The organism is Paenibacillus sp. MAHUQ-45 (genome assembly GCF_058133325.1).
In genome coordinates, this window is record NZ_JBYUPV010000007.1 from 145,401 (window position 1) to 166,970 (window position 21,570).

Annotated in this window: 11 protein-coding genes; 1 reads left to right on the forward strand and 10 read right to left on the reverse strand. The window is 44.7% G+C overall.

From position 1 onward, the window contains the following. Positions 1-290: 290 nt before the first annotated feature. The 10 genes from AC3Y23_RS16550 to AC3Y23_RS16595 all read right to left on the reverse strand — a co-directional run bounded on the left by AC3Y23_RS16550 (position 291) and on the right by AC3Y23_RS16595 (position 19,468). A complete protein-coding gene (locus AC3Y23_RS16550; protein WP_483874850.1) occupies positions 291-8,606 on the reverse strand; it encodes an NHL domain-containing protein in 8,316 nt (2,771 codons plus the stop codon). A 231-nt stretch (positions 8,607-8,837) separates the two neighbouring features. Further along, complete coding sequence (locus AC3Y23_RS16555) at positions 8,838-9,542, reverse strand: response regulator transcription factor (RefSeq protein WP_379200835.1); 705 nt, start codon at positions 9,540-9,542, stop codon at positions 8,838-8,840. A 7-nt stretch (positions 9,543-9,549) separates the two neighbouring features. Then, positions 9,550-11,661 carry a sensor histidine kinase gene (locus tag AC3Y23_RS16560; protein ID WP_379200837.1) on the reverse strand — a complete coding sequence of 704 codons (2,112 nt, stop codon included), beginning with the start codon at positions 11,659-11,661 and terminating at the stop codon, positions 9,550-9,552. A gap of 768 nt (positions 11,662-12,429) precedes the next feature. Then, on the reverse strand, positions 12,430-14,175 hold the full coding sequence (locus AC3Y23_RS16565) for an MFS transporter (RefSeq protein WP_379200839.1): 1,746 nt from the start codon (positions 14,173-14,175) through the stop codon (positions 12,430-12,432). A gap of 16 nt (positions 14,176-14,191) precedes the next feature. Next, positions 14,192-14,704, reverse strand: a complete 513-nt coding sequence (locus AC3Y23_RS16570) for a PadR family transcriptional regulator (RefSeq protein WP_379200841.1) — start codon at positions 14,702-14,704, stop codon at positions 14,192-14,194. Between the two features lie 355 nt (positions 14,705-15,059). Further along, on the reverse strand, positions 15,060-15,830 hold the full coding sequence (locus AC3Y23_RS16575) for a glycoside hydrolase family 16 protein (RefSeq protein WP_379200843.1): 771 nt from the start codon (positions 15,828-15,830) through the stop codon (positions 15,060-15,062). Positions 15,831-15,841: 11 nt separating this feature from the next. Continuing rightward, positions 15,842-16,918: a CDP-glucose 4,6-dehydratase gene (gene rfbG, locus AC3Y23_RS16580; protein ID WP_379200845.1), complete on the reverse strand. Its 1,077-nt coding sequence runs from the start codon at positions 16,916-16,918 to the stop codon at positions 15,842-15,844. After that, positions 16,896-17,687, reverse strand: a complete 792-nt coding sequence (locus AC3Y23_RS16585) for a sugar phosphate nucleotidyltransferase (RefSeq protein ID WP_379200847.1) — start codon at positions 17,685-17,687, stop codon at positions 16,896-16,898. The genes rfbG and AC3Y23_RS16585 overlap by 23 nt, the downstream gene beginning before the upstream one ends. 13 nt (positions 17,688-17,700) lie before the next feature. Next, positions 17,701-18,687 carry a glycosyltransferase gene (locus tag AC3Y23_RS16590; RefSeq protein ID WP_379200849.1) on the reverse strand — a complete coding sequence of 329 codons (987 nt, stop codon included), beginning with the start codon at positions 18,685-18,687 and terminating at the stop codon, positions 17,701-17,703. A gap of 199 nt (positions 18,688-18,886) precedes the next feature. Further along, positions 18,887-19,468, reverse strand: coding sequence for a TetR/AcrR family transcriptional regulator (locus AC3Y23_RS16595; RefSeq protein ID WP_379200851.1), 582 nt, complete (start codon positions 19,466-19,468; stop codon positions 18,887-18,889). Between the two features lie 520 nt (positions 19,469-19,988). On the opposite strand from AC3Y23_RS16595, the gene AC3Y23_RS16600 reads away from it, so the two are divergent. Then, positions 19,989-21,188: an MFS transporter gene (locus tag AC3Y23_RS16600; protein ID WP_379201243.1), complete on the forward strand. Its 1,200-nt coding sequence runs from the start codon at positions 19,989-19,991 to the stop codon at positions 21,186-21,188. Positions 21,189-21,570: the final 382 nt, after the last annotated feature.

Here is a 21,570-nt window from a genome sequence, read left to right on the forward strand (position 1 = left end):
AAATCGGTAGCCTGTTCCGTAATTATAATAGCAAGTTACCGAGCTTCACCTCCGGAAAGCGGCTATTCGGTCCTTTCATTAAGATTCCGCCTTGACTTTTCAGATACTTATCGTAGAGGAATTGTCCCCTGAGTCGAGCGATTCGCGCATCCGCTCAAGCTCTACCTTTTTTGTCTTTCGTGGACTTGATCCATCCACTCTTAGCAATTCCCCTGCTCTGGCATTGCACCAAAACCTAAAAAATCACATTCTGAGCATAACCTGCTACAGAATGTGATTTTTTATTTTGACTATTCCGGTTTAATAACGTTGATCAACATAACAACCATTTCTGCTCTCGTTGCATTGGCACTAGGTTTAAAGGTTCCATCCGGATAACCGCTAACCGCCTTGTTTGATGACAATGCGGCTATACTTTCAGAGGCCCATGACGGGATATCGTCAGAGAATGTTTTGACATTATTCATGTCAGATTTAAGCTTAAACGCGTTTTGTATAAGCACCGCAAGCTCTGCTCTTGTTATATTGGAATTTGAGTTCACATAAAACTTCCCATTAACTTTTGAGCCGCTTATTAGCCCATTTACATATGCTGCCGCGATACTAGGCTTGCTCCATTCTGGCACACTGTCCCAGTCTGCAAAATGCAATGCAGCTTTATTGAGATCTGCTGGAAGGCCTAAAGTTAGCTTCTTGGCTCTAGCTAATATTGTAATGGCTTCCCTTCTTTTGGTGTTGCTGTTCGGATCAAAGATATCGACTGATCTGCCGTTTACAAGGCCCAGTGCATAAGCTTTTTCAATAGCTTGTTCAGCCCAAGGCGCTTCTAAATGCACATCTTTAAATATTGATTTTACAACACCACTGCTCGGAGTCTTATCATCAGTTTTTGTGTCATCTTTTGGCGAAGCAGGTTTAGTTGCGCCACTATCTTGCGAAGCAGGATTAGATGTGCTGTTGTTTGAACCTGCAGGCGGAGAACTGCTACCTCCGGAATCTTTTGTAGCTCCAGAAATAATTACATCATCTTGTGCAGAATTACCGAACGAATCCGTTACTGTTATGGTGCTGTAAGCCTGCAATCCAGTGTTCAACGTTCCTTTGATTGTAAAATTGCCGCGTTCGTCGGCTTTTACCTGATTCCCAAAATTATCTCTCACGGTTATAAATGGCTGTGTGCTGCCTTGAATTTGATAATTGCCGTTTTGGTCCGTGACTATAGTGCCTTTCGAATCAGCATTTACAAATAACGCAGGAGCATCGTTGTTGTAATGAACAACCAGACTGTAGCTCGACTTATCGCCATCTTGGTTTTCAGCCACAATTTTAATGATGCTTGAACGGTTTGTATCACTGACCGCAACGGGAACGGAAATCGTACTCTCATAATCAGCACTGCTGTAAATCTTATTAAAGTTAGGTTTGCTGGTCTCCGAGTTAATCGTTCCGTCGCTTTGCAATACGGTAATTTTACTGTCTAGATTCACATTTGTCCCATCCTTTTGATTAAGGAAAGTGGATAAAATATCCAGATTGAAGTTTCCATTCACGTAAAGTAAATTGCCCGCTTCTTCGTCTATTGCCACATTTCCATTACTGGACGTAACGTTTAACACCGGATTTCGCGGAACAGGTACAAAGGCAACATTTGAAACGGTCGGGTTGCCGTAAAATTGAACTGAGCTTGTATCTGTTTTATCGGCATATGAAAAAGGAGATACCATGATTTTATAACTGCTGCCTGGAGTCATTCCTGAAAAATCAACTGAAAATGCTCCATCGACAGCATAGTCTGGTGAGATACTGTAACTGATCGGTACGCCGGCGTGAGGAATTTGATTGTCCGTAGCCTTTCCATCACTCCCAATTTCATCTGTATAAGATAAAGGTGACATCACAGCTCTACCTTGATCATCAAACAAGTTGACCAGATAACCATCCGCACCGGGAACCTCATTCCACTTAGCCTTTAATGTTCCCCCACCGCCTGCTGATACGGAAACAGAGCTTACATCACCAGGTGCAAGCGGATTGGTTGTGACCAAAGCTTGCTTAGCATTCATGCTGGAATAAGGTATATTTTTATCTTTATTGTCCTTAGGTATGCCAATAAGCGCAATTCTAGGATAATAACTGCCGCTTTGCAAATGACTCAAATCAGATTGCGAGAATACATAACTGCCACTTATTCCACCGTTCACAACCTGTGCCGGGTCAACGTTAATCGTATGAATTAGAACGCCAGGGCTTAGGTTTGCTTTGTCATCGCCATTGTCGGTGGACAAATGTACTTGCACTTGGTAGGTCTCATTGACTGTATCCAAACCTTTAAGTGTCCAATTAACGGTTTTTGTTTTGGAATCAAGCACTGCACTGTCGGTTTGCGGAATCGGAATGATGTTAAGAACAGCACTTGCAAAAGGCTGGCCTGACGCGGACGAAATCGTCCAGTCTCCTGCTTGATGGCCTAGCTTAAACATAATCGTATCGTCAGACAAAAATGCTGCGTTAGCATTTGGATCATCATAATAGATGCTTCCGTCACTCAACGTTTTGGGAAACGTTATGGCATACGGATGACCTTCAGGATCTGTGATGCTGAAATCGTAAGTGCTGCCAGTTACCGTAACCGCGTAATCCTGCGTCAAGCCTGTAGGGAATGTTATCGTATGAATCGTAGATGCGTCATTCGTCTTGATCGTCGGCTGATCGGACACACCCGAAGAAGCGGCCATTAACATTCGCCCTGCTGCCTGGGAAGGGCTGGTAGCTACTACTTTAATATTGGAGAAGCTTTGCATCTCGCCCGCGAAATTGCCGTCTTCATCATAGTATGTCTGCTTATTGTCCATTTGACTGGAAGCCAACAAGGATCTTGATACAGATACTGATCTACTTCCAAAACTATAATCCGCTTTAAGACCAAAACCCAAAATAGAGAACGTAGCAAAAGCGTTGCTGTTGCTCAAGCCAACTCCCATTTGACGCAAAGTTAGCGGTCCAGCGGTAATATTACCAAACCATGTGCGAGCCAAGGTTATTTTAGGAATTTGTACAGTTCCCTGAAGCAGGCCATAAAAATCCGTCTTTCGCTTCGGATCACTATAGGAAGTAACATTGGCTTTCCCCTGTGCCAGTATGACTTCAAAATTTTTCAGTATATTGGCATCAAGATCCACTTGGAAACTAACTTTATCCATATCCCTATATAAACCCGCTCTAAATGACTTGAACAAATCGATTCCCAAGAGATTAGGCATACCCGTCAGTTGAACCATTGAAGGTCCTAACACCAGTTCTAGATTATTAAAGTGCAATGGTTTTTTATCAGCGGGTACACCAGGAGGACCTACATCCAACTGACCGTTCAACATAAACACGATTGGTGGTATACCTTTATAATTTTTGGTTATATAATCAGCAAGACCGTCAACACCGCCACCAACTTTACTTAAAATAACAGTAGGCAAGATCGGAAGCCCCGCCTCTGAACCGACGATTAACTTCACTTTATTAGGTAAAAATGTGCCGTCAATTCGTTTTAAAACCCCGCTGGCAGCTATTTTCGCTAGCTTGGTGTCTAAGTCAAACCCCAGTCCGTATACTTTTTCAAAAGTATCAATTGATCCTTCGATAGACACTCTGTTATTAAGTTTAAAACCGGGAAGCAGCTTTTCATAAAAATCACTTGGAGGCGTTATAGCCCCCCCGGCTTGAAGGCCTTTATAAACCAGTCGTCCTTGTTCATTCAGACCATATTGAAGTCTGTCTATATTCAGCGAAAGCCCAAATTCTTGTCCGCCCGGTGCCATGATTCCCACAAAAACCTTACCTTCAAACATGAAGTTCTTACCAATCAACAAAGCGCCAGTAATCTTTGCTGTAGACCCGCTGTCAATGACAGCTAATCCCCCGAGATTGACATCCACATTATCAATTTTAATATTTTGATTATTTGGGAACTTCCAATCGCCGGTATCCCCTTTTTGGTACTCCTCGATATCGTACTCGATTCCTTTTTTCAGTTCGATTTTCGAATTCCCCCTCATAAAGGTCATACCGCCTGCGGCCATGCTGACATTCTTGGCATCAACCGTTACATTCCCGTTTCCGGAATCCGTAACCTTCAGCTTACCCTCCCTTTCCATATAACTACTGACTACAGAATTAATCATCGTTGTGTCGCTGAATTGATATTCTCTTCCAGTGACAACGAATTTCCCTTTCATTGTAAGTATGGACTTTCTGCTACCCAACTGTTGGTTAATGTCTGTATCGTCCGCCCCAATAATGACAGAATGACTCTGATTCGATGACACAACAGCTAATACACCAAAGGTCTTATGACTCAATTCCTGTTCAGTTTGGATGGTCAATGATTTCTGAACGCCGTTTGCAGAAATATAATAGGTTACATTTTTGTCCTTTGGCAGCATATTACTAGGCACCTTTATTTCAAAAGAGGTTGAGGTTTTATTGGATAAAGTGGCCTGTTGCGTTGGATTCGATGATGTACCGATGTACACCGCCTGATCTCCGTTTGTACTATTCATGTTCGTTCCGTTTACCACGATGGTCGTAAATAAACCAGGCAATTTTGAATTTGCGCTTAACGCTTGAATAAGTCTTCCCTTATTAGCAGATTTGATTTTATCCACTAAAGTAATACTTTGCGGATTTGTTTTCAAACTGCTAAGGTCAGCTTTATAGGTGCTTATATTCTGATTTTGAGAATCTGTACTTTCATAGATAGAATCGATATAAGAGGCTGTACCATCGCTATTTGTAACTTTTATTTGAGGAGTATGCGTATTATTGGAATCATCCGGTACAGTAAATTTAAAAGTAAATGGCTGGTTTTTCAGCACATTTGCCGGATAAGCCGAAAATTGCGCCTCAGTTTTGGTATTTTGCGTACCCTTGTATACAGGAATTCCTGCATAATCATTAAACTCGGCAACAATGGTTACTCCTTCATTGGAAGATACTTGACGACCGCTAGGATAAATGACATAACTATCGCTTATGCTTGAATCGAATGCATGGCTACTCTTGTCTAAGGTAGAGATTACAGTATTGTCCGATGTTCTTATAAAACGGACAGCTGACAACGTTTTGTGCGGATCGGTATTCGTAATTTGAAAACTTACTCGATCTCCCGGATAATAATTTTTGGTGTCAGATGTAATTTGAGCGCTGCTATTATTTTTAGCTGTGGTCGTTATCGAGATGAACGGATTGGCTACGATATTCACTGTTACGTTTGCATCGGTGTAAGGCATAACAAAAGAGTAGGAACCATTGTCATTCTTAGTAACCGGCACCACTTCATTAAAGAGCGCCGATCTTACATCAACACCGGTAATTGAATAAAATTTGGTACTATAACTGCCAGGAAAAATCGTAACCTTCTCTCCCGCCTTTGCACTCGCTGGCGTGCTTGCTGTTGCCTGAACAAAAGTCGAGCCGCCCGAAAGCGTTGGATGGATCACGTTATCTATTGTTTGCCTTACATTTATGTTGTGTGGAGCATTTGCATTAGTACTTGATTTTACAACAACAGATACAGGCTCATTCGGCATTGTAAATGTATATTGGTATTTATAATTATTCGTGTCAAAAAGTGTGTTCGTCAGCTCAACCACTTTGGAGGTTTTTGTACCGATTAATTGGACGCCATTAGGAATAACTGCGTTTGAGGAAAGACTCAAGGTCAATTTATCTCCGGCAGTAAAATACTGTGTGGCGTTGTACTGATTCGGATAGACATTTCTTGAGCTGTCCGTATAAGCAGCTATGCCTGTAAAACTAGTCAAAAAGCTTTTATCAATCGAATAAGCCGCTTCCGTTTTTACAGTTATAGTTACTGTTCTGTTCGTTTGTGCGGAATTTCCTTTAATGTTCAAATTCAAACCCCAAGCACTATGCGTGGTATCTGGTGTTAAATTGACCAGTACATTGTTTCCCTTATCATCAACAGCCGTAACGCTTTTAACCACTACAGGCTTTAATTGAGACGGGGAAACCGAATTATTCGCCAATTCTATGCCGAAATCACTTCCGCCTGCAATATTCACTCCCTGTCCAGGAATGATGGCGCCATTATAATAGGCTTGAAAGTAAGTCGTGTTATCCAGGTTCACTTTGACCAAATTCTGAAAAGTTGCCGGCCAGCTTGCGATAATGGTAAGCGTATCGTTGGTCGTAGACGTACTTGATACAGTAGCTGTAAATGTGCCTGCACCTAGATTGGTAATTCGGCCGGATAAATCTTGCGCTCCGTTTTTCCCGTATGCATTAGCAGCTGCGTCAAACGTATATCCTTCAGCCGCTGTAAGTACATACTTCGTTTTATAAGCTATACCGGCCAAGTAGGTTCCGCTTGCTGGCGCATAAGCCCCTCCGCTCGACCATGTTACAGCCGCTGTTGCATGCTTAAATGTATTCGTTCCGTCTGCTTGGGTCGCGCCTGTCACAGGTGCATCTGTTCCGATGGTCAGATCGGTTGCCGCCACCGTTCTTAGCGCTGTTCCCGGCCAGGTTACGATTATAGTAAGCGTATCGTTTGTTTTAACCGTACTTGATACGGTAGCTGTAAATGTGCCTGCACCTAAATGGGTAATTCGCCCGGATAAATCTTGCGCTCCGTTTTTCCCGTATGCATTAGCCGTTGCGTCAAACACATAGCCTGTATCGGCTGTGAGTACATATTTGGTTTTATAAGCGATGCCCGACAAGTAGGTTCCGCTTGCTGGCGCATAAGCCCCTCCGCTCGACCATGTTACAACAGCTGTTGCATGTTTAAATGTATTCGTTCCGTCTGCTTGGGTCGCGCCTGTCGCAGGTGCATCTGTTCCGATGGTCAGATCGGTTGCCGCCACCGTTGTATTTCCTTTTTGTGGTATTGCACTTACTTCTTTAGAGTAACCGATGGAGCCTGTAGCGTTGCTTGCTTGTACTGCAAAATAGTAAGTTGTTCCGTTCGTCAGCTCCAATGCCGTGTAGCTGTTGGTTGCTCCGCCGACGGTCGCAATCGGAGTGGGTCCGTAGAGCCCCGTTGCCGTTCCCTGGTAAATATGATATTCAACTGCTTCCGATACACTGCCCCAGTTCAACGTCACCTGTCCGTTGCCAGCTATCGCTGTCAGTTCAATCGTTGCAGCAGGCTTTCTCTCAACCGTCACGGTATACGTTTGTGCCGACGTACCATCCTGCGTCCTCACATTGACCGTAATCGTGTTATTGCTCCCCACGTTCAGGTCGATCGCTCCCGATGCTGAACCACTCGTCACAGGCGTACCATTTACGGTTACCGCCGAGCTGCTGTCGCTCACCGTTGGTGTTACCGTAATACTGCTCACGCTGTTTGGCACGCTCGCCGTGTAGCTTTTCTCGCCCGGCACAAATGCCGGACTCAGCGTTCCGCTCGACAACGTCAAGTTACTCAAGCTAGCATCCCTTGATAGGCCTACCTTTCGAATCCGGTTATTACTCGAATCCGCGATATATACATTGTCATTCCTGTCCACAGCTACCCCATTCGGGTAGAACAATTGGGCCGACGTCGCGGCTCCTCCGTCTCCCGAATAGCCAGCCTCCCCCGTACCCGCCACCGTGCCCATGATACCGGTCAACCTATCTACTTTCCGAGTCCGGTGGTTAGTAGTATCGGCTATGTATACATTACCGCTGCTGTCCACAGCTACGTCAGTCACGTTGCTCATGGTGGTTAGTATCGCTGGTTGTCCATCTTCCGTAAAGCCAGTACCCCCTGTGCCCGCCACCGTACTGATGATGCCCGTTGAATTATCTACTTTTCGAATCGTGTTGCTTCCATTCTCTGCTATATATAGATTATCGTCGCTGTCAAAAGCTACTCCAGACGGGAAGCTCAAGTGGGCCGAGGTCGCTGCTCCTCCGTCTCCTGAGTAGTCAGCAGTCCCTGTGCCCGCCACCGTACTGATGATACCCGTCAACTTATCTACTTTCCGAATCCGCTGGTTATAATGATCCGCTATATACATATTTTCGTTGCTGTCAAAAGCTACTTTTTCCGGGAAGTTCAACTGGGCTAATGTCGCCGCTCCTCCGTCTCCCGAATAGTCAGCAGTTCCCGTGCCCACCACCGTGCTGATGATTCCCGTCGATTTTTCTACTTTTCGAATCGTGTTGTTTCCACTATCTGCTATATACAGATCTCCACTGCTATCAATAGCTACTCCCAACGGTTCTTGCAACTGTGCCGAGGTCGCCATCCCTCCGTCTCCCGAGTAGCCAATAGTCCCCGTACCCGCGACCGTACTGATGTACCCCGTCGACTTGTCCACTTTCCGAACTACTGCGTTATTTCTATCCGCTATATACACATCCCCGTTGCTGTCTACAGTCAATCTACGTGGATCGTTCAATTGAGCTGACGTCGCCGCCTCTCCATCTCCCGAATAGCCGGCAGTCCCTGTTCCAGCTAATGTGCTGATCTTTGTCCCCTCGCTTGCCGTGTAGGCAACAGGGGGCACAGCTAGTACCAAGGCTAACGACAAACTTATCATACGCCTTATCATGCGCCTTTTCATGGGTGTTCTTCCTCCTAAAGTATGATTAATCATAGCGATTTTCCTGATTGTATTTTATCATGATAGTTTAGCCCATTAATGAAACTCAAAGAAAACTTTAAGTTCGCGCTAGACCTGTTCTTAACACTATAAGAATTAAGGAATGTCCTATCGTAATAGTGCATAAAAAAAGCGGTGTAAGGAAGATATCCCTACGCCGCTTTTTATTAATGAATTCGATCTCTAAGTTTAGCGTCAGCCATGGTCACACTACTACACTTAACGCTATGTTCGCGTTTGCGACTCATTTGTGGCAACTAGCATATATCCGGCCCCTCGAACCGTAATGATTATCTCAGGATGGACAGGATCAGCCTCAATTTTTTTACGTAAATTACTGATGTGTACAGCAACCGTTCTCGTATCCTCGAGACTCTCCATTCCCCAGATAATCTGAAACAACGTATCGACACTAATGACACGATTAACGTTTTGTGCCATATAAGATAGTAGACTGAATTCTTTTTTCGATAAAAAAATGGTTTTACTCCCCATGTTGACGGACTGTGCGTAGAAATCCAGCGTCAAGCCCGGTAACTCCAGCAGTTGTTCCCTTCTGCCCATCGATACTCTGCGAAGGTGAGCCTTAATCTTGGCCATGAGTACTCCCGGGCTGAACGGCTTGGTCACATAATCATCGCCGCCATAGGATAATGCGTCGATTTTCACCTCATCTTCCTCACGACTGCTTAGAAACACGATCGGTGCATTCGTGTAGTTACGTGCGTTCCTGCACCAATCAATGCCGTTTTCATTAGCCAGCAATACATCCAGTACAATCAAATCAGGCTCGAACGACGCAAGCAGCTCCATGGCTTCTGTCCCGTTATGACTGTAGGAAGTTATGTAACCCTCCCTCTCGCAATACAGCTGAACAATCTCGCATATATGGGGATCATCATCGACGATCATAATTTTGGTAGTGTCCACCACACCATCACCTTCTTTCGTTTACAATACAAGGAAGGGATACGTAGAATACCGACCCCGTCTTGCCGTCACTCTCCGCTCGAACCGTCCCTCCATGTGCTTGTACGATTTCCCGGCAAATCGCCAGCCCGAGCCCGCTCCCCTCTACATCCTGCTCCATGCCCGGTCGATCATATTTGTAATTGCGATCGAAGATTTGCTCGAGCTGATCTGGAGGAATACCCGTGCCAGAGTCTTGCACGCTAATTATCGCATAGCGGGTATCTTTCACCTTGTCCACGGCTAGCGTAATACGCACCATCCCACCTCTAGAAGTGAACTTCATTGCGTTCGACACCAGATTGAATAACGCCTGATCTAGTCTTTGCGCATCCATCTCTACAACCGGCAAGCTTTGTCCTTGATCTTCCACATCTCCGATATCCAACATGAAATCCAACCCTGCGTCACGCACAACCAGCTCATACTGTTCATAGAATTGGTGCAAGAAGTGAATCATATGAACTGGCTTCATTTGGTACGAGACTTGTCCTGTCTCCAAATGTGACAAGAAGGACAACTCCTCGATCATACGGTTAACCCTTATCGTGTTATCCCGGATATACTTCAGGTACTGTTCATTTCGTTCCGGCTTGATCTTGTCCTGCACAGCTTCTACATAACCAAGCATGCTGGACAGCGGCATACGCAGATCGTGCGTAATATAGGCAAGAAGCTTTTTTCTCCCTTGTTCGGAGCGAAGCAACCGTTCATACGAAGTACGGAGACCATCATGAGCTTCGGATAGGGCAGTTGTCCGTTCCTGCACGGTCCGTTCCAAATTCATATTCATTTCGGTCAGCTTGTTGTTAGCGTCCTGCAGCTCACGTGCAATCCTCTCCTCGTTTGATATCGCCCTCGTAAATCTTGATGATAGCAGCATCATCTGTGCAATCGTAAATACCAATAGACCAAGCGGAGATGTATTTCCGATTAGTGACCATCCGTTGTAATATAAAAAATCATTGATGACCGTAACCAAAGCAACCACCGACACCAAGAGGAAGATCCGCGCTCCCTCCATACTCCGCACAGCCGCTTGGACCAAGCCAACCATCAGATAAACCATATGTAGAACAATCATCACACCGATCAGCACTAACAATTTTGTATATACAATTGCAGGGGTCACCACAACAATTATACAGATTACGCTGGTTGCGATCCGCGTGCCAAGACGGAACCAACGCGACACATAGTTCGGAAAAATACAATCAGAGTACATCGTGATGATATAAGTACTGCTGCAAAGAATCAGGTACTCGATCTTGAACTGCAATTCCCAGGGAATACCTGGCCACAATTGTGTGATCAAGAACTCGCCGACCATCAGGGATCGGATACCGAGCAACATGGTGAACAAGCCAAAATACAATGTAGCCCTGTCATTGAGTCGCAGGAGGAACAACAGCAGGTGATACACACCAATCACTAGCAGGCTTGCCGTTACGAACATCTCGGCAGCGATTCTCAGATTGGTTTTGACCGTTAACACATCACTGCCGCCAAGTTCTATGTACTTGGTAATGCCGCCTCGCGCATGGTGAAAGTTGGAGACTTGCATAACAAGCTCTATCCTATCGTTCTCTGGCTGAAAGAACACCAGCTTCGTTGCCAGATGCGGTGTCACGCTGCTCTTGTCCTGTCCAACCACACCAACTTCCGCCAGCATCTCGCCATTAACCCATAATTTATATGCATGAAAGATGGTAGGTAACCGCAGAGCAAGCCGCGCATTCCTATCCTGGTCGCTAAGCTTTATGACCAACCGAAAGGTTGCAAAGCCTGTACCGTTCAGCTGCTGGCCATCTAACCGATAGCCTAGCCAGGAGCCCGGGATGTTGATCCAGCGGTTATGATTTCCGTCCATTGCCGAACGAATTTGTATTTCCTTAGGTAACAGCAGCTCTTGCCAGTAAAACTCCCATTCCCCTGCTAACTTTAACGGATTCTCACTGACATGAACCTGCGTTAGATCCAGAATGCCTTTTTTACTTTGGAGCTTAGGGGAATCCGAAGCAGAGATGACGGCATAGCTAGCAACCAAACCAACAACAACGGCAGCAGCTATATAGAGCAAGATAGTACGAGAACCGAATCGGAGAATCCCCCTCATTATGAAACCGACCCCAATCTACAAGATGCGCGATACGTTAGTTAATTATCTAAACAATAACATCATTAAAGGAAAATGTGCCCTACAAATATCTACCAGGCGTTGGACACAAACAGCACGCCGAAGACCTTTCTTATAAACGTAAGAAAAACCGTCCACCCCCGGACAGATTCATTAACGAGCAAATCCAAGTTTCAAGGAACGGGGAACGAAGCAAACTCACCGATGCAGATCACAGCGGCAAATTCAGACGCCGTTATCTTCCCCACAATGTGTCCTTGCTTCGAATAACATATAGTTTAATTTCTACGAAATTCGACAAATATCCTTCATTGTAGTCAATAATGCAATGATTTTTTTGTATTTTTAGTGTAATTAACCAATAGTCACTAAGAAGATGTCGATTCTCGCTTCTATCGTATAGCATAGAAGTGCCTTCTGTATTAAAAAACACGTTCTTGTCTCTAAATACAAGACTAGAACGTGCACATATTCAAGCGAACGACTTAACATTGTCCCCGATCAGTTCCTTTTTCATAAGACTACATGTCGGGATAACATAGTCTTCATATGTGAAATAGGAAATATCTATTTCATATAAATCGGGATGCGGTCAGGCAATATTGTCAAAAGTCCGTTGTGATCCGAATGATGAGCAAATAACAATTCACAGAATTCTCACCACCGATGTCACTCAATGGCAGTTCGATTCGATAGATTGCATCATTTATTTTATGAATCAACTTTTATCACTTCATTTCTGTCCTTCTTTTCTGCTTCTTTATACAAGAAAGAGATCAAACTACATAATATAATTACAAAAAAAGCGATACCGTATAAACTTGAGAACGACTTAGAGATCTTATTCTGCGAGTATTGCTGAATGTCTGCGGCATAGGCGTTAACTTCGTTTTGAACTTTAGTGATCTTTTGATCAACAGCCACAGTTACTTGCTCTTGTATCCCTTTCTTGGTAGCGTCATTCAGCGGTTTCATTGTACCTAATTGTTGAATAGCCTTCTGTACTTCTGCTTCAATTAATGCTGACCTTTCCTCAGGACTCATTATTTTTTTCTCATCATTAGAAGAAGCGTTTGTGTTAATTTTCTCGGACTCTAAATTCCTGTTAGTGTTTTCCAGTACGATCTTTTGCTGCTCTTTTGTAATATCCAGTTTTAGAATTTCCTTTTGGGCATGATCTAATATTTGAACTTTTGCATTGGCGATATTGCTTGTCAGGGCGGATACAAAGATGGCTACCGCTAGAACAATCCCAACCTGGCGCAGTACCCCAACTACACTCTGGGACGCCGTAAGCAATTCACCGGTAAAAGAAGATGCGGCCAGAACTGTAATCGGCCCTACAATGATCCCATAACCAAACCCAAGAACCAAACAAGCAATGATCAATTGTGTGTATCCATTAGATACGTCCAAATGATAAAGCATGTAGTAGGCAACAGCCATCGCCATAAAACCTGTGAATATAACTGCCTTTCTCCCGACTTTATCAACCAGTAAACCAGCAATCGGCGAAAATACAAAGATCATTGCGGATATTGGAGTGACTAATAGCGCCGCTCGCAGCTCAGATTCTCCATGAATTCGGTTCAGAAACGTCGGCAGGAGCACGGTAACCCCGATTAGAAAAAGGTTGCTGAACACTACGGTTACCGCTGAAGCATTAAACTGACGATCCTTGAACAGTTTTAAATTGATCATTGCATACTGACTTCTTTTTTCTGTGAAAATGAAAATGATGAACGATAGGATGGAGACTGAAAAAGTAGCAATAATCCGTATGCTCCCCCACCCCCATGAGTTCCCTTGCGTTAGCCCGAGCGTTAAGCTAAACAAGAAGCATACACACCAGAAAGCACCCTTGTAATCATTCTTGCTCTTTATTTTTTCTTCATTTTTAATGTTTAGACAGAAGAAGGAGATCACAATCGCAATGATGCTTAAAGGAACATTGATTAGAAAAACCCATCTCCAGCCGAGGAATTGTGTGATTAGTCCGCCAATTGAAGGTCCCAACGCTGCCGAAAGCCCTTGGGTTACACCTAGAATCGCTATAACTTTGCTTCTTTTTTCTATAGACACTGTGGATATACCAATAACCATACTAATCGGAAAAATAATAGCTGCCCCTATACTCTGTACGCCTCTTCCGAAAATCAGCACAGACACATCATTGGAAAAAGAACAAATCAATGATCCGACACAAAAAATGATAAAACCTAAAATGTAGATTTTATTTTTACCATAAATCTCTGCCAATCTGCCTAGAGGAATCGTCATTACTGCAAAAGTTATTGTGTATATATTCAGTGCCCAGGATAATTGATTCAGGGTCACACCCAGACTATCCTGTATAGCCGGCAATGTTATATTCATAATAGTCGTATCTAACATACATAAGAATATCCCCATACACATCACAGATATGGTTAAAAAAAGATTGATCTCCTTTTTCATAAAACCTCCTGTAAGGTTAACCCATCTCCACCAGTTTGGCCTCTAGCACCTGTATTTCCGCCTCGTATTGTGCGATGCCTATGTCATAGGATATTTTTTGTGTGTAGGTTAGTTTATCTTTCCACTTAATGTAATCTGTTTTCAACTGATCGATTTGCTCTGTTTTCTGTTTGATTTCATCATTAATCCATTGAATAATAACCTCGTTCTCAACAAATTCTCCAAAATACATTCTCATCAAAAAGTCAGATTGACGGATTTCCGGCTGAACAGGCGAGATTAGATATTCATAGAACTCTTTAGTCCCCACTTCAGAGATTGAAAACACATTTCTGTTCGGCTTTCCTTCTTGAAAAACAACCTCCTTGTCAATTACCTTTTCCTTCTCCAGCTTCTTGAGTGTGGGATAGATCATTCCATATGAACCATTGAAAAAGTGCGAAAAAATAGTCTTGAACACCTCGTTAATCTCGTATCCGGTCCTCCTTTTTTTCTGCAGCAAGCCTAAAATAATGTCTCTTCCTTTCACATCTCTACCTCTTTTCATTCGTTATAGGGATAACGTTAGCGTGCCTTGAGCGATTTTTTTACCCGATACGTAGCGAAGCAAATATCCATAGTAGACCTGATGACATTCCTTTATTTGGAAATTATACAACTTCATATTCACATTGTAAATATGCTTAATGTAAATATTTTTTTTATTTATATAACCATAAATAATATTTACATACAGTGTCTTTTCACTCCATCACCTCGCGAGTTGTCGTTAGATGGACTCGTTCAAACTAAAGAATCTCAAGAACTGTGCGCTTGCATAAACAAAAAAAGCCAACCTCAAGGATTGGCTCATTGCATCCAGCGATAGCATGATTATCCGAATTTCACTTTTCACTAACGAAATGCTCCGGTATTAACTGATACACTTTGATATAGTCAACGACCAGCTGCTGTGGGAACACGGTGGAATTGTCCGGGTATCCCGGCCATCTACCTCCAACAGCCAAGTTAACTTGCAAATAAAACGGTGCATTGAAGGGGGCAGGGTAAGGCAAACTCCCCCCACCTGGAGAGCTATGCCACTCATTCAGCCTGGAATACTCCTGATTATCCACATACCACACCATTTCATGCTCCGACCATTCCACACTGAATAGGTGGAAGTCTTCTGAGAACGAAGCTCCATTCTTCAAGGTGTACTCTCCACTGGTATATGTATGCGGATGCCCGAAATGAATCGTTCCATACACCGTTCCCGGCTGATGGCCGATCATCTCCATAATGTCAATTTCCCCGCATGACGGCCACCCACCATAGCGATGCTCGTCCTCCGGCATCATCCAGAACGCAGGCCAAATCCCCTGACCTTCGGGAAGTCTGGCCATAATCTCAACCTTGCCATATTGAAAAGAAAATCTAGATTTGGTGATGATTTTTCCCGAAGTATAAGGGTCGCCTCCATATTGTTCTTCATGAGCTTCAATGATGAGCTTCCCCTCACTGATCCTTACGTTCTTGGTCCTGTCTGTGTAGTGTTGGAGCTCTTCATTCCCATAGCCCCCTCCTCCTTGGACATAGGACCATAACTCGGAATTCAAAACAGGCTGAGCAAAATGTTCTTCCAGGATGAGACTCCACTTCGCTTCACTGGACATGGTTGTCCCTCCTATATGAATAACTCTTGCTTCTGCGGAAGACTCTCCGTATGATACAGTTCAATTTGCTCAAGACAGAGCTGTAGAATATCTGTGCTATCAGAGCGTCTGTACCAATCGACAGTCAATGTAATCATTTGCTTGAAGGACAGCTTGGGCCGCCAATTCAGCATAATATTAGCCTTGGTCGAATCAAGGGACAGCAGCTTCATTTCCTTAAATTGTCCCTCTTCTACACACAGCTTGTACGGAATTTCACACACAGCATACGCTTCCTCGACTACCTCTTTTACGGTATAGCTATGCGCGGCTGACGGTCCAAAGTTCCAGGCTCCGCCAAATTTCTGCGGTTGCTGGTACAGCTCTTGAGCCAGCATCAAATAACCATGAAGCGAATCGAGAACATGCTGCCATGGACGGGTGGATAACGGATTTCGTATAGAAAGCGTCCCGTTGGTTTCAATTGCCTTAATAATATCCGGGATAAGTCTGAGCTCGCCCCAGTCTCCTCCCCCCACGACATTGCCGGACCGGACCGTAGCTATTCCCATCGCTTGGTTCTGATTGAACGATTGAGCATAAGCATTCGTCACCAATTCACAGCATGCTTTGGAAGAGCTATATGGATCGGACCCACCCAACGGATCAGACTCGCGATATCCCCAGAACTCTCCTGTATTGTCATAGCATTTATCTGAAGTTACCATTATGGCGGCTCGAACACCACTGTCCCGCAGGCATTCCAAAATATTGACGGTACCCATGACATTCACTTCAATCGTCTCACGGGGCTCAACATAAGATCTTTGCACAATAGGTTGGGCCGCAAGATGAAAGACGATTTCCGGTTCTACCTTCTTGAAAATGTCAGCCATAGCCGAATAATCAGTAATGTCTGCTGCGTAATGCGTGATCTTCTCTTTCAACCCGCATAATTGAAACAATCCGCGCGGGTGTCCTTCATCATTAGCAAGACCGTATACCTCAGCTCCCATATGCGACAGCCATAACGCCAGCCAGCTGCCTTTGAAACCTGTATCTCCGGTAACCAACACTTTTTTCCCCTTATAAAACGTTGAGATGCTCAAAGCTTACCGCCCCTTTGCTATTGTGCTGTCTCAGCATCAGCTCCAAATCCTGCTGATCTTTCTGAGTATCTACCGATTTCCAGAATCCATTGTGCTCGTACATCATAAGCTCCCCGTCACTTGCCAGGTTCTCCAGCGGCTCCCGTTCAAGAACACAATCTGCATCATCCGAAAGATACTTAAAAATATCCTGCTTAAAGAGAAAGAAACCACCATTGATCCGATGATCCAATTTAGGCTTCTCAGTGAACTGTCGGACAATGGACCCCTGGTGCTCGATATGCCCATATTGAGAAAACGGTTGCACCCCACTTACGGTCCCTATTCTGCCATGAGCGGTATGAAAGCTGTACAATCTGTGCAAGTCTATATCAGCAATGCCATCACCATAGGTGGCAAAAAAGTGGTCAGATGAAATATATTTACGAACAGCATTAAGCCTCGCTCCAGTCATGACATCAAGTCCAGTATCAACCATCGTAATCGTTCGGCTGCCACGGTCTTTATGATGTATTTGAACGATGTCGTCACCATCTAGCGTAATATCATTTTTGTAATACACTTCATGAAGGAAATAGTCCTTGATCTTGTTCGCTTTATAGCCCAGACAGAGAATAAACTCATTGAATCCATGCCTCATAAAAGTATCCATGACATGAGAAATCAGCGGGACACCATTGATCTCAACAAGCGGCTTCGGAATCTCTGTGGTGACTTGATTCATTCGTGTTCCACGCCCGCCGCAGAAGATAACCACCGGACAGACCATACACACATCTCCTCTACCAAAAATGTTTATCCAACTTGCCTGTAAGAAAGCCGATATAATCCGCCGACACGCTAGAATCCTGTGATAGCAGCCGATAGAATCGATCACCATCCAGATGGGTAAACTCCGATTCATCCATAAACGTCCTGGCCCATAAGTAAAACTCCAACCGGTTATATTTATGACAAAGATACTTCAGGTTTACCCTTAGTTCATCTCGTTCACTGTCACGCCTAGGGTGCTCTTGATGATAGTTCCGGGCTTCATTGTTAAAAGAAAAATAATAGCCTTGCGAGTGCAGCCTATAGAAAAAGTCATTATCATCACAGCCCCAGCCCTTGATCGCCTCGTCAAATATAACTCCTGCTCCCCGAGTCTTGTTGTACGCACAATTGCCGCCCGTAGCCATAATAAAGCCGAAGTTCTCCAAAAAAAGCGTGAACTCTTCAGAGCGGCGAACAGCAGGGAAATTATCTGGTGTTTCATCTTTGTTCCATGGATCAAAATAGGCTTGTCCCCGCGCTTGAATATCATCCGGGGTTGAAAGTAACAAGTGGTCTCCTTGCTTCAGCTCTTCTTGAAGACCGGAATAATCCTCCGTAAACTGCCAGAGCGGTGTTCTTTTCTTGAGGATGGTCAATATAGGGTGTTTCCCCCCGATGCTGATGCACCTTGTATCCTGAAGCCGCTCTAAGTGCGCTTCAACAAACCGCGGACAGGGAATGCGATCGTCATCCGTCTGAATAATTTGGTCATAACGAGCTGCCTTTAATCCAGCATTGCGTGCCGTAGGAGATTCAACCTTGCTTTCCAACCTGACCTCATTAATTTCGAGTGTATCGGAGAATTCCCGCAACAGATCTCCGGTGCCATCGCTACAGCCATTGTTGACGATAACCAGTTCAAACTGCCTGAATGTCTGTTCCTGGTATCCACGCAGCGTGTACTCCAGAAACTCGCGTTTATTGTGCGTAGGAATAATAATTGAGCATTTTCTCATTACCCTCCTCCAATCTGCTAATATATTGAAATAAATACCATAATTAATTATTATTGTTTCTTTTTAGTTTCGTCAATAATAATTGATGTTAATTGTATTATTTTAGTAATAGATTCTTTATTTTGTCACTTTTTATCATGAATGGTTATTATAATGCAAAAAAGCCAACTCAAAGGTTGGCCCGTTCACTTATCCAATTTTACTTGATCATCGTTAGTGCCATTTGAATGGCGTTGTCGGCAAAAGAGCGCTCCGGGCGCGCCTTCATCATTACTGTTAGCCCGATCAACGTGATGACCAGCCCCTGTGCCAGGGCTTTTATATTGGTATCACCCGCAAGTTCGCCTGCATGTACACCCTGTTCTATTCTTTCCTGAAAAATTGCAGCCAGGTACATCTGATGTTCCCGCGTCAGGATCTCAAATTTCTCGTCATGGGGAGCAAGCTCCACCATCGTATTGATACAAAAGCACCCCTTGCTGGGCCCTTCCGCGTATTCCTCTTCCACGATCCCTTCGAGCAAGAAACAGAAGGATTCCTTGACCGTTGTCCCCTTTTGCAGCTTGGCCCGAATACCGGATGCATGAAGTTGGGTATATTTCCGCAGTGCGGTTTCGAATAACTGCTTCTTGTCCCCAAACGCTGCATATAAACTGGGGCGCTGAATGCCCATTTCAGATGTCAAATCATTTAAAGAAGAAGCCTCGAACCCCTTCTCCCAAAACACCCGCATCGCCGCATCCAGTGCCTTCCCTTCATCAAATTCCCGCTGTCGAACCATATTTATCAACTCTTTTCATATCGTTCAGTATGTTATGATTTTAAGGGTTTGTATAAAGGTTGTCAAATTGAAGTGATTCACATAGTAGATTTATAAATCGAACTTAAGATTCTCACTTAAGGCTTGGTCTTCACTACGATCAATATTTGGACTTCTGTCGTGGTTGCAATCTGGCTACGGCTTAGGCTTCCGAAGCGAGCTTTCGATGCGAGCTTTCCTGCGAGCTTTCCTGCGAGCTTTCCTGCGGGCTTTCCTGCAGAAAGCTTTCAGGTATGCACTTTCACTCTTATAGTTCCAAACCTCCCCCTCGTTCCTTCCCGCTCTTTGTTACTTTCTTTTAATCGTCTTATATAATAAATCAATTTTCAATAAAATCAGTGGAATTATCCTGACACTCACTCTAAACAAATTAAAAATAACTGGATTCTTTTCATACTATTCAGTATATTATACTAATCAGTATAAAATTAAAAAGGAGAGATCCTCTGTGAACAATCACATTCCTGAATCACAAATCCCCATGTCTGCCGATCATTCTGACCCCTTAGCTTCTCGGCTTCCGGCATCGGGGATGACCCGCTCCGTGGCCTTATTATTCGCCATTGCCTGTGGGCTGGCCGTCTCTAACATCTATTATGCCCAGCCGCTGCTGGACACCCTTGCGAGTGAATTCTCCATCTCCCATTCTTCAATCGGAGTGGTTATCACCATTACCCAAATCTGTTATGCTTTTGGACTGCTGCTGTTGGTCCCGCTGGGGGATCTGCTGAACAGACGCAAGCTCATTGTTAGCCAAATGATATTATCTGTGCTGGCTCTTATAACCGTTGGATTCGCGCCTGGAATTACAGTACTCTTCATCGGTCTGGCCATCGTTGGACTGCTTGCCGTTGTGACACAGGTGCTTGTCGCTTTCGCCGCGACATTGGCCGCTCCCGCTGAACGTGGCCGTATCGTCGGCCTTGTCACCAGCGGGATAGTCATCGGTATTCTACTTGCACGTACGGTCGCAGGTGTGCTGACCGATCTTGCAGGCTGGCGTTCCGTCTACCTGTTCTCCGCCGGAATGATGACCATTATTGCGCTGATCCTGCTGCGGATTTTGCCAGCGGAACCAAGACGCGCGACATTATCGTATCCGCAGCTGCTGCGCTCGGTCCTCGCGCTATTCGTGCAAGAGCGGATCCTGCGGGTCCGCGCGGTGCTTGCGCTGCTGATCTTTATGGCGTTCAGCATCTTGTGGACCTCTCTGGTGCTGCCGCTTAGCGCGCCGCCCTTCTCCCTCTCACACACGGCCATCGGTGCCTTTGGCCTGGCCGGAGTCGCCGGTGCCCTCGCAGCGGCTCGGGCCGGAGTGCTAGCCGACCGGGGATTCGGCCAGCGTACCACTGGGCTGGCCCTTATTCTGCTACTGACTTCATGGGCGCTGATTTCACTGCTACACTACTCACTGCTCGCACTGCTGGGTGGTATTATTCTTCTGGATTTGGCGGTTCAGGCCGTACATGTTACCAATCAGAGTCTGATTTTTAACGTACGACCCGAAGCTCGGAGCCGTCTCACCGCCGCATATATGATCTTCTATTCCATAGGAAGTGCTTCCGGCTCCCTCGCTTCGACATATGCGTATGCTCACGGAGGCTGGAATGCAGTGTGCCTGCTGGGCGCCGCTGTCAGCGCTGCAGCTCTTCTGTTCTGGGCAGTGACACGACGAGGTTGAAAATTCCTGAAGGAGATAGCATGCTCACCTCACTACAAATTAAGCAGCTCCCATATACCGGGAGCTGCTTTTTCATACTATATAGTCTGAACTTAAAAAATCCAACATCTAGATGGGCGAAATCCTTAGTATACAAGGGTGTAGCTTGTATAACTGATTCGTAAGTTATCATTTTTATGTTCAGCGAATAGCGCCGGTTTAACATAGAAGGAACGGGGGAACATCAGCGACCGCAAGTCCACACTTCACCGGAAATAACCGCCTGAGCCCACGTGCGAAGCTAAGAGTAGCTATGCTAACTGGAAAATATACCTTTAATATTCCCTTTCACCTTCTTTGCAATAAAATAAAGGGAATTTCTCAGACTGTTGAGAAAGTAGTT

Bases quoted from the DNA above. Each gene is read 5' to 3' on its own strand.
- AC3Y23_RS16575 (WP_379200843.1), bottom strand. From the start codon at position 15,830: ATGTCCAGTGAAGCGAAGTGGAGTCTCATCCTGGAAGAACATTTTGCT.
- AC3Y23_RS16600 (WP_379201243.1), top strand. From the start codon at position 19,989: ATGTCTGCCGATCATTCTGACCCCTTAGCTTCTCGGCTTCCGGCATCG.
- AC3Y23_RS16590 (WP_379200849.1), bottom strand. From the start codon at position 18,687: ATGAGAAAATGCTCAATTATTATTCCTACGCACAATAAACGCGAGTTT.
- AC3Y23_RS16585 (WP_379200847.1), bottom strand. From the start codon at position 17,687: ATGGTCTGTCCGGTGGTTATCTTCTGCGGCGGGCGTGGAACACGAATG.
- AC3Y23_RS16550 (WP_483874850.1), bottom strand. From the start codon at position 8,606: ATGATTAATCATACTTTAGGAGGAAGAACACCCATGAAAAGGCGCATG.
- AC3Y23_RS16565 (WP_379200839.1), bottom strand. From the start codon at position 14,175: ATGAAAAAGGAGATCAATCTTTTTTTAACCATATCTGTGATGTGTATG.
- AC3Y23_RS16595 (WP_379200851.1), bottom strand. From the start codon at position 19,468: ATGGTTCGACAGCGGGAATTTGATGAAGGGAAGGCACTGGATGCGGCG.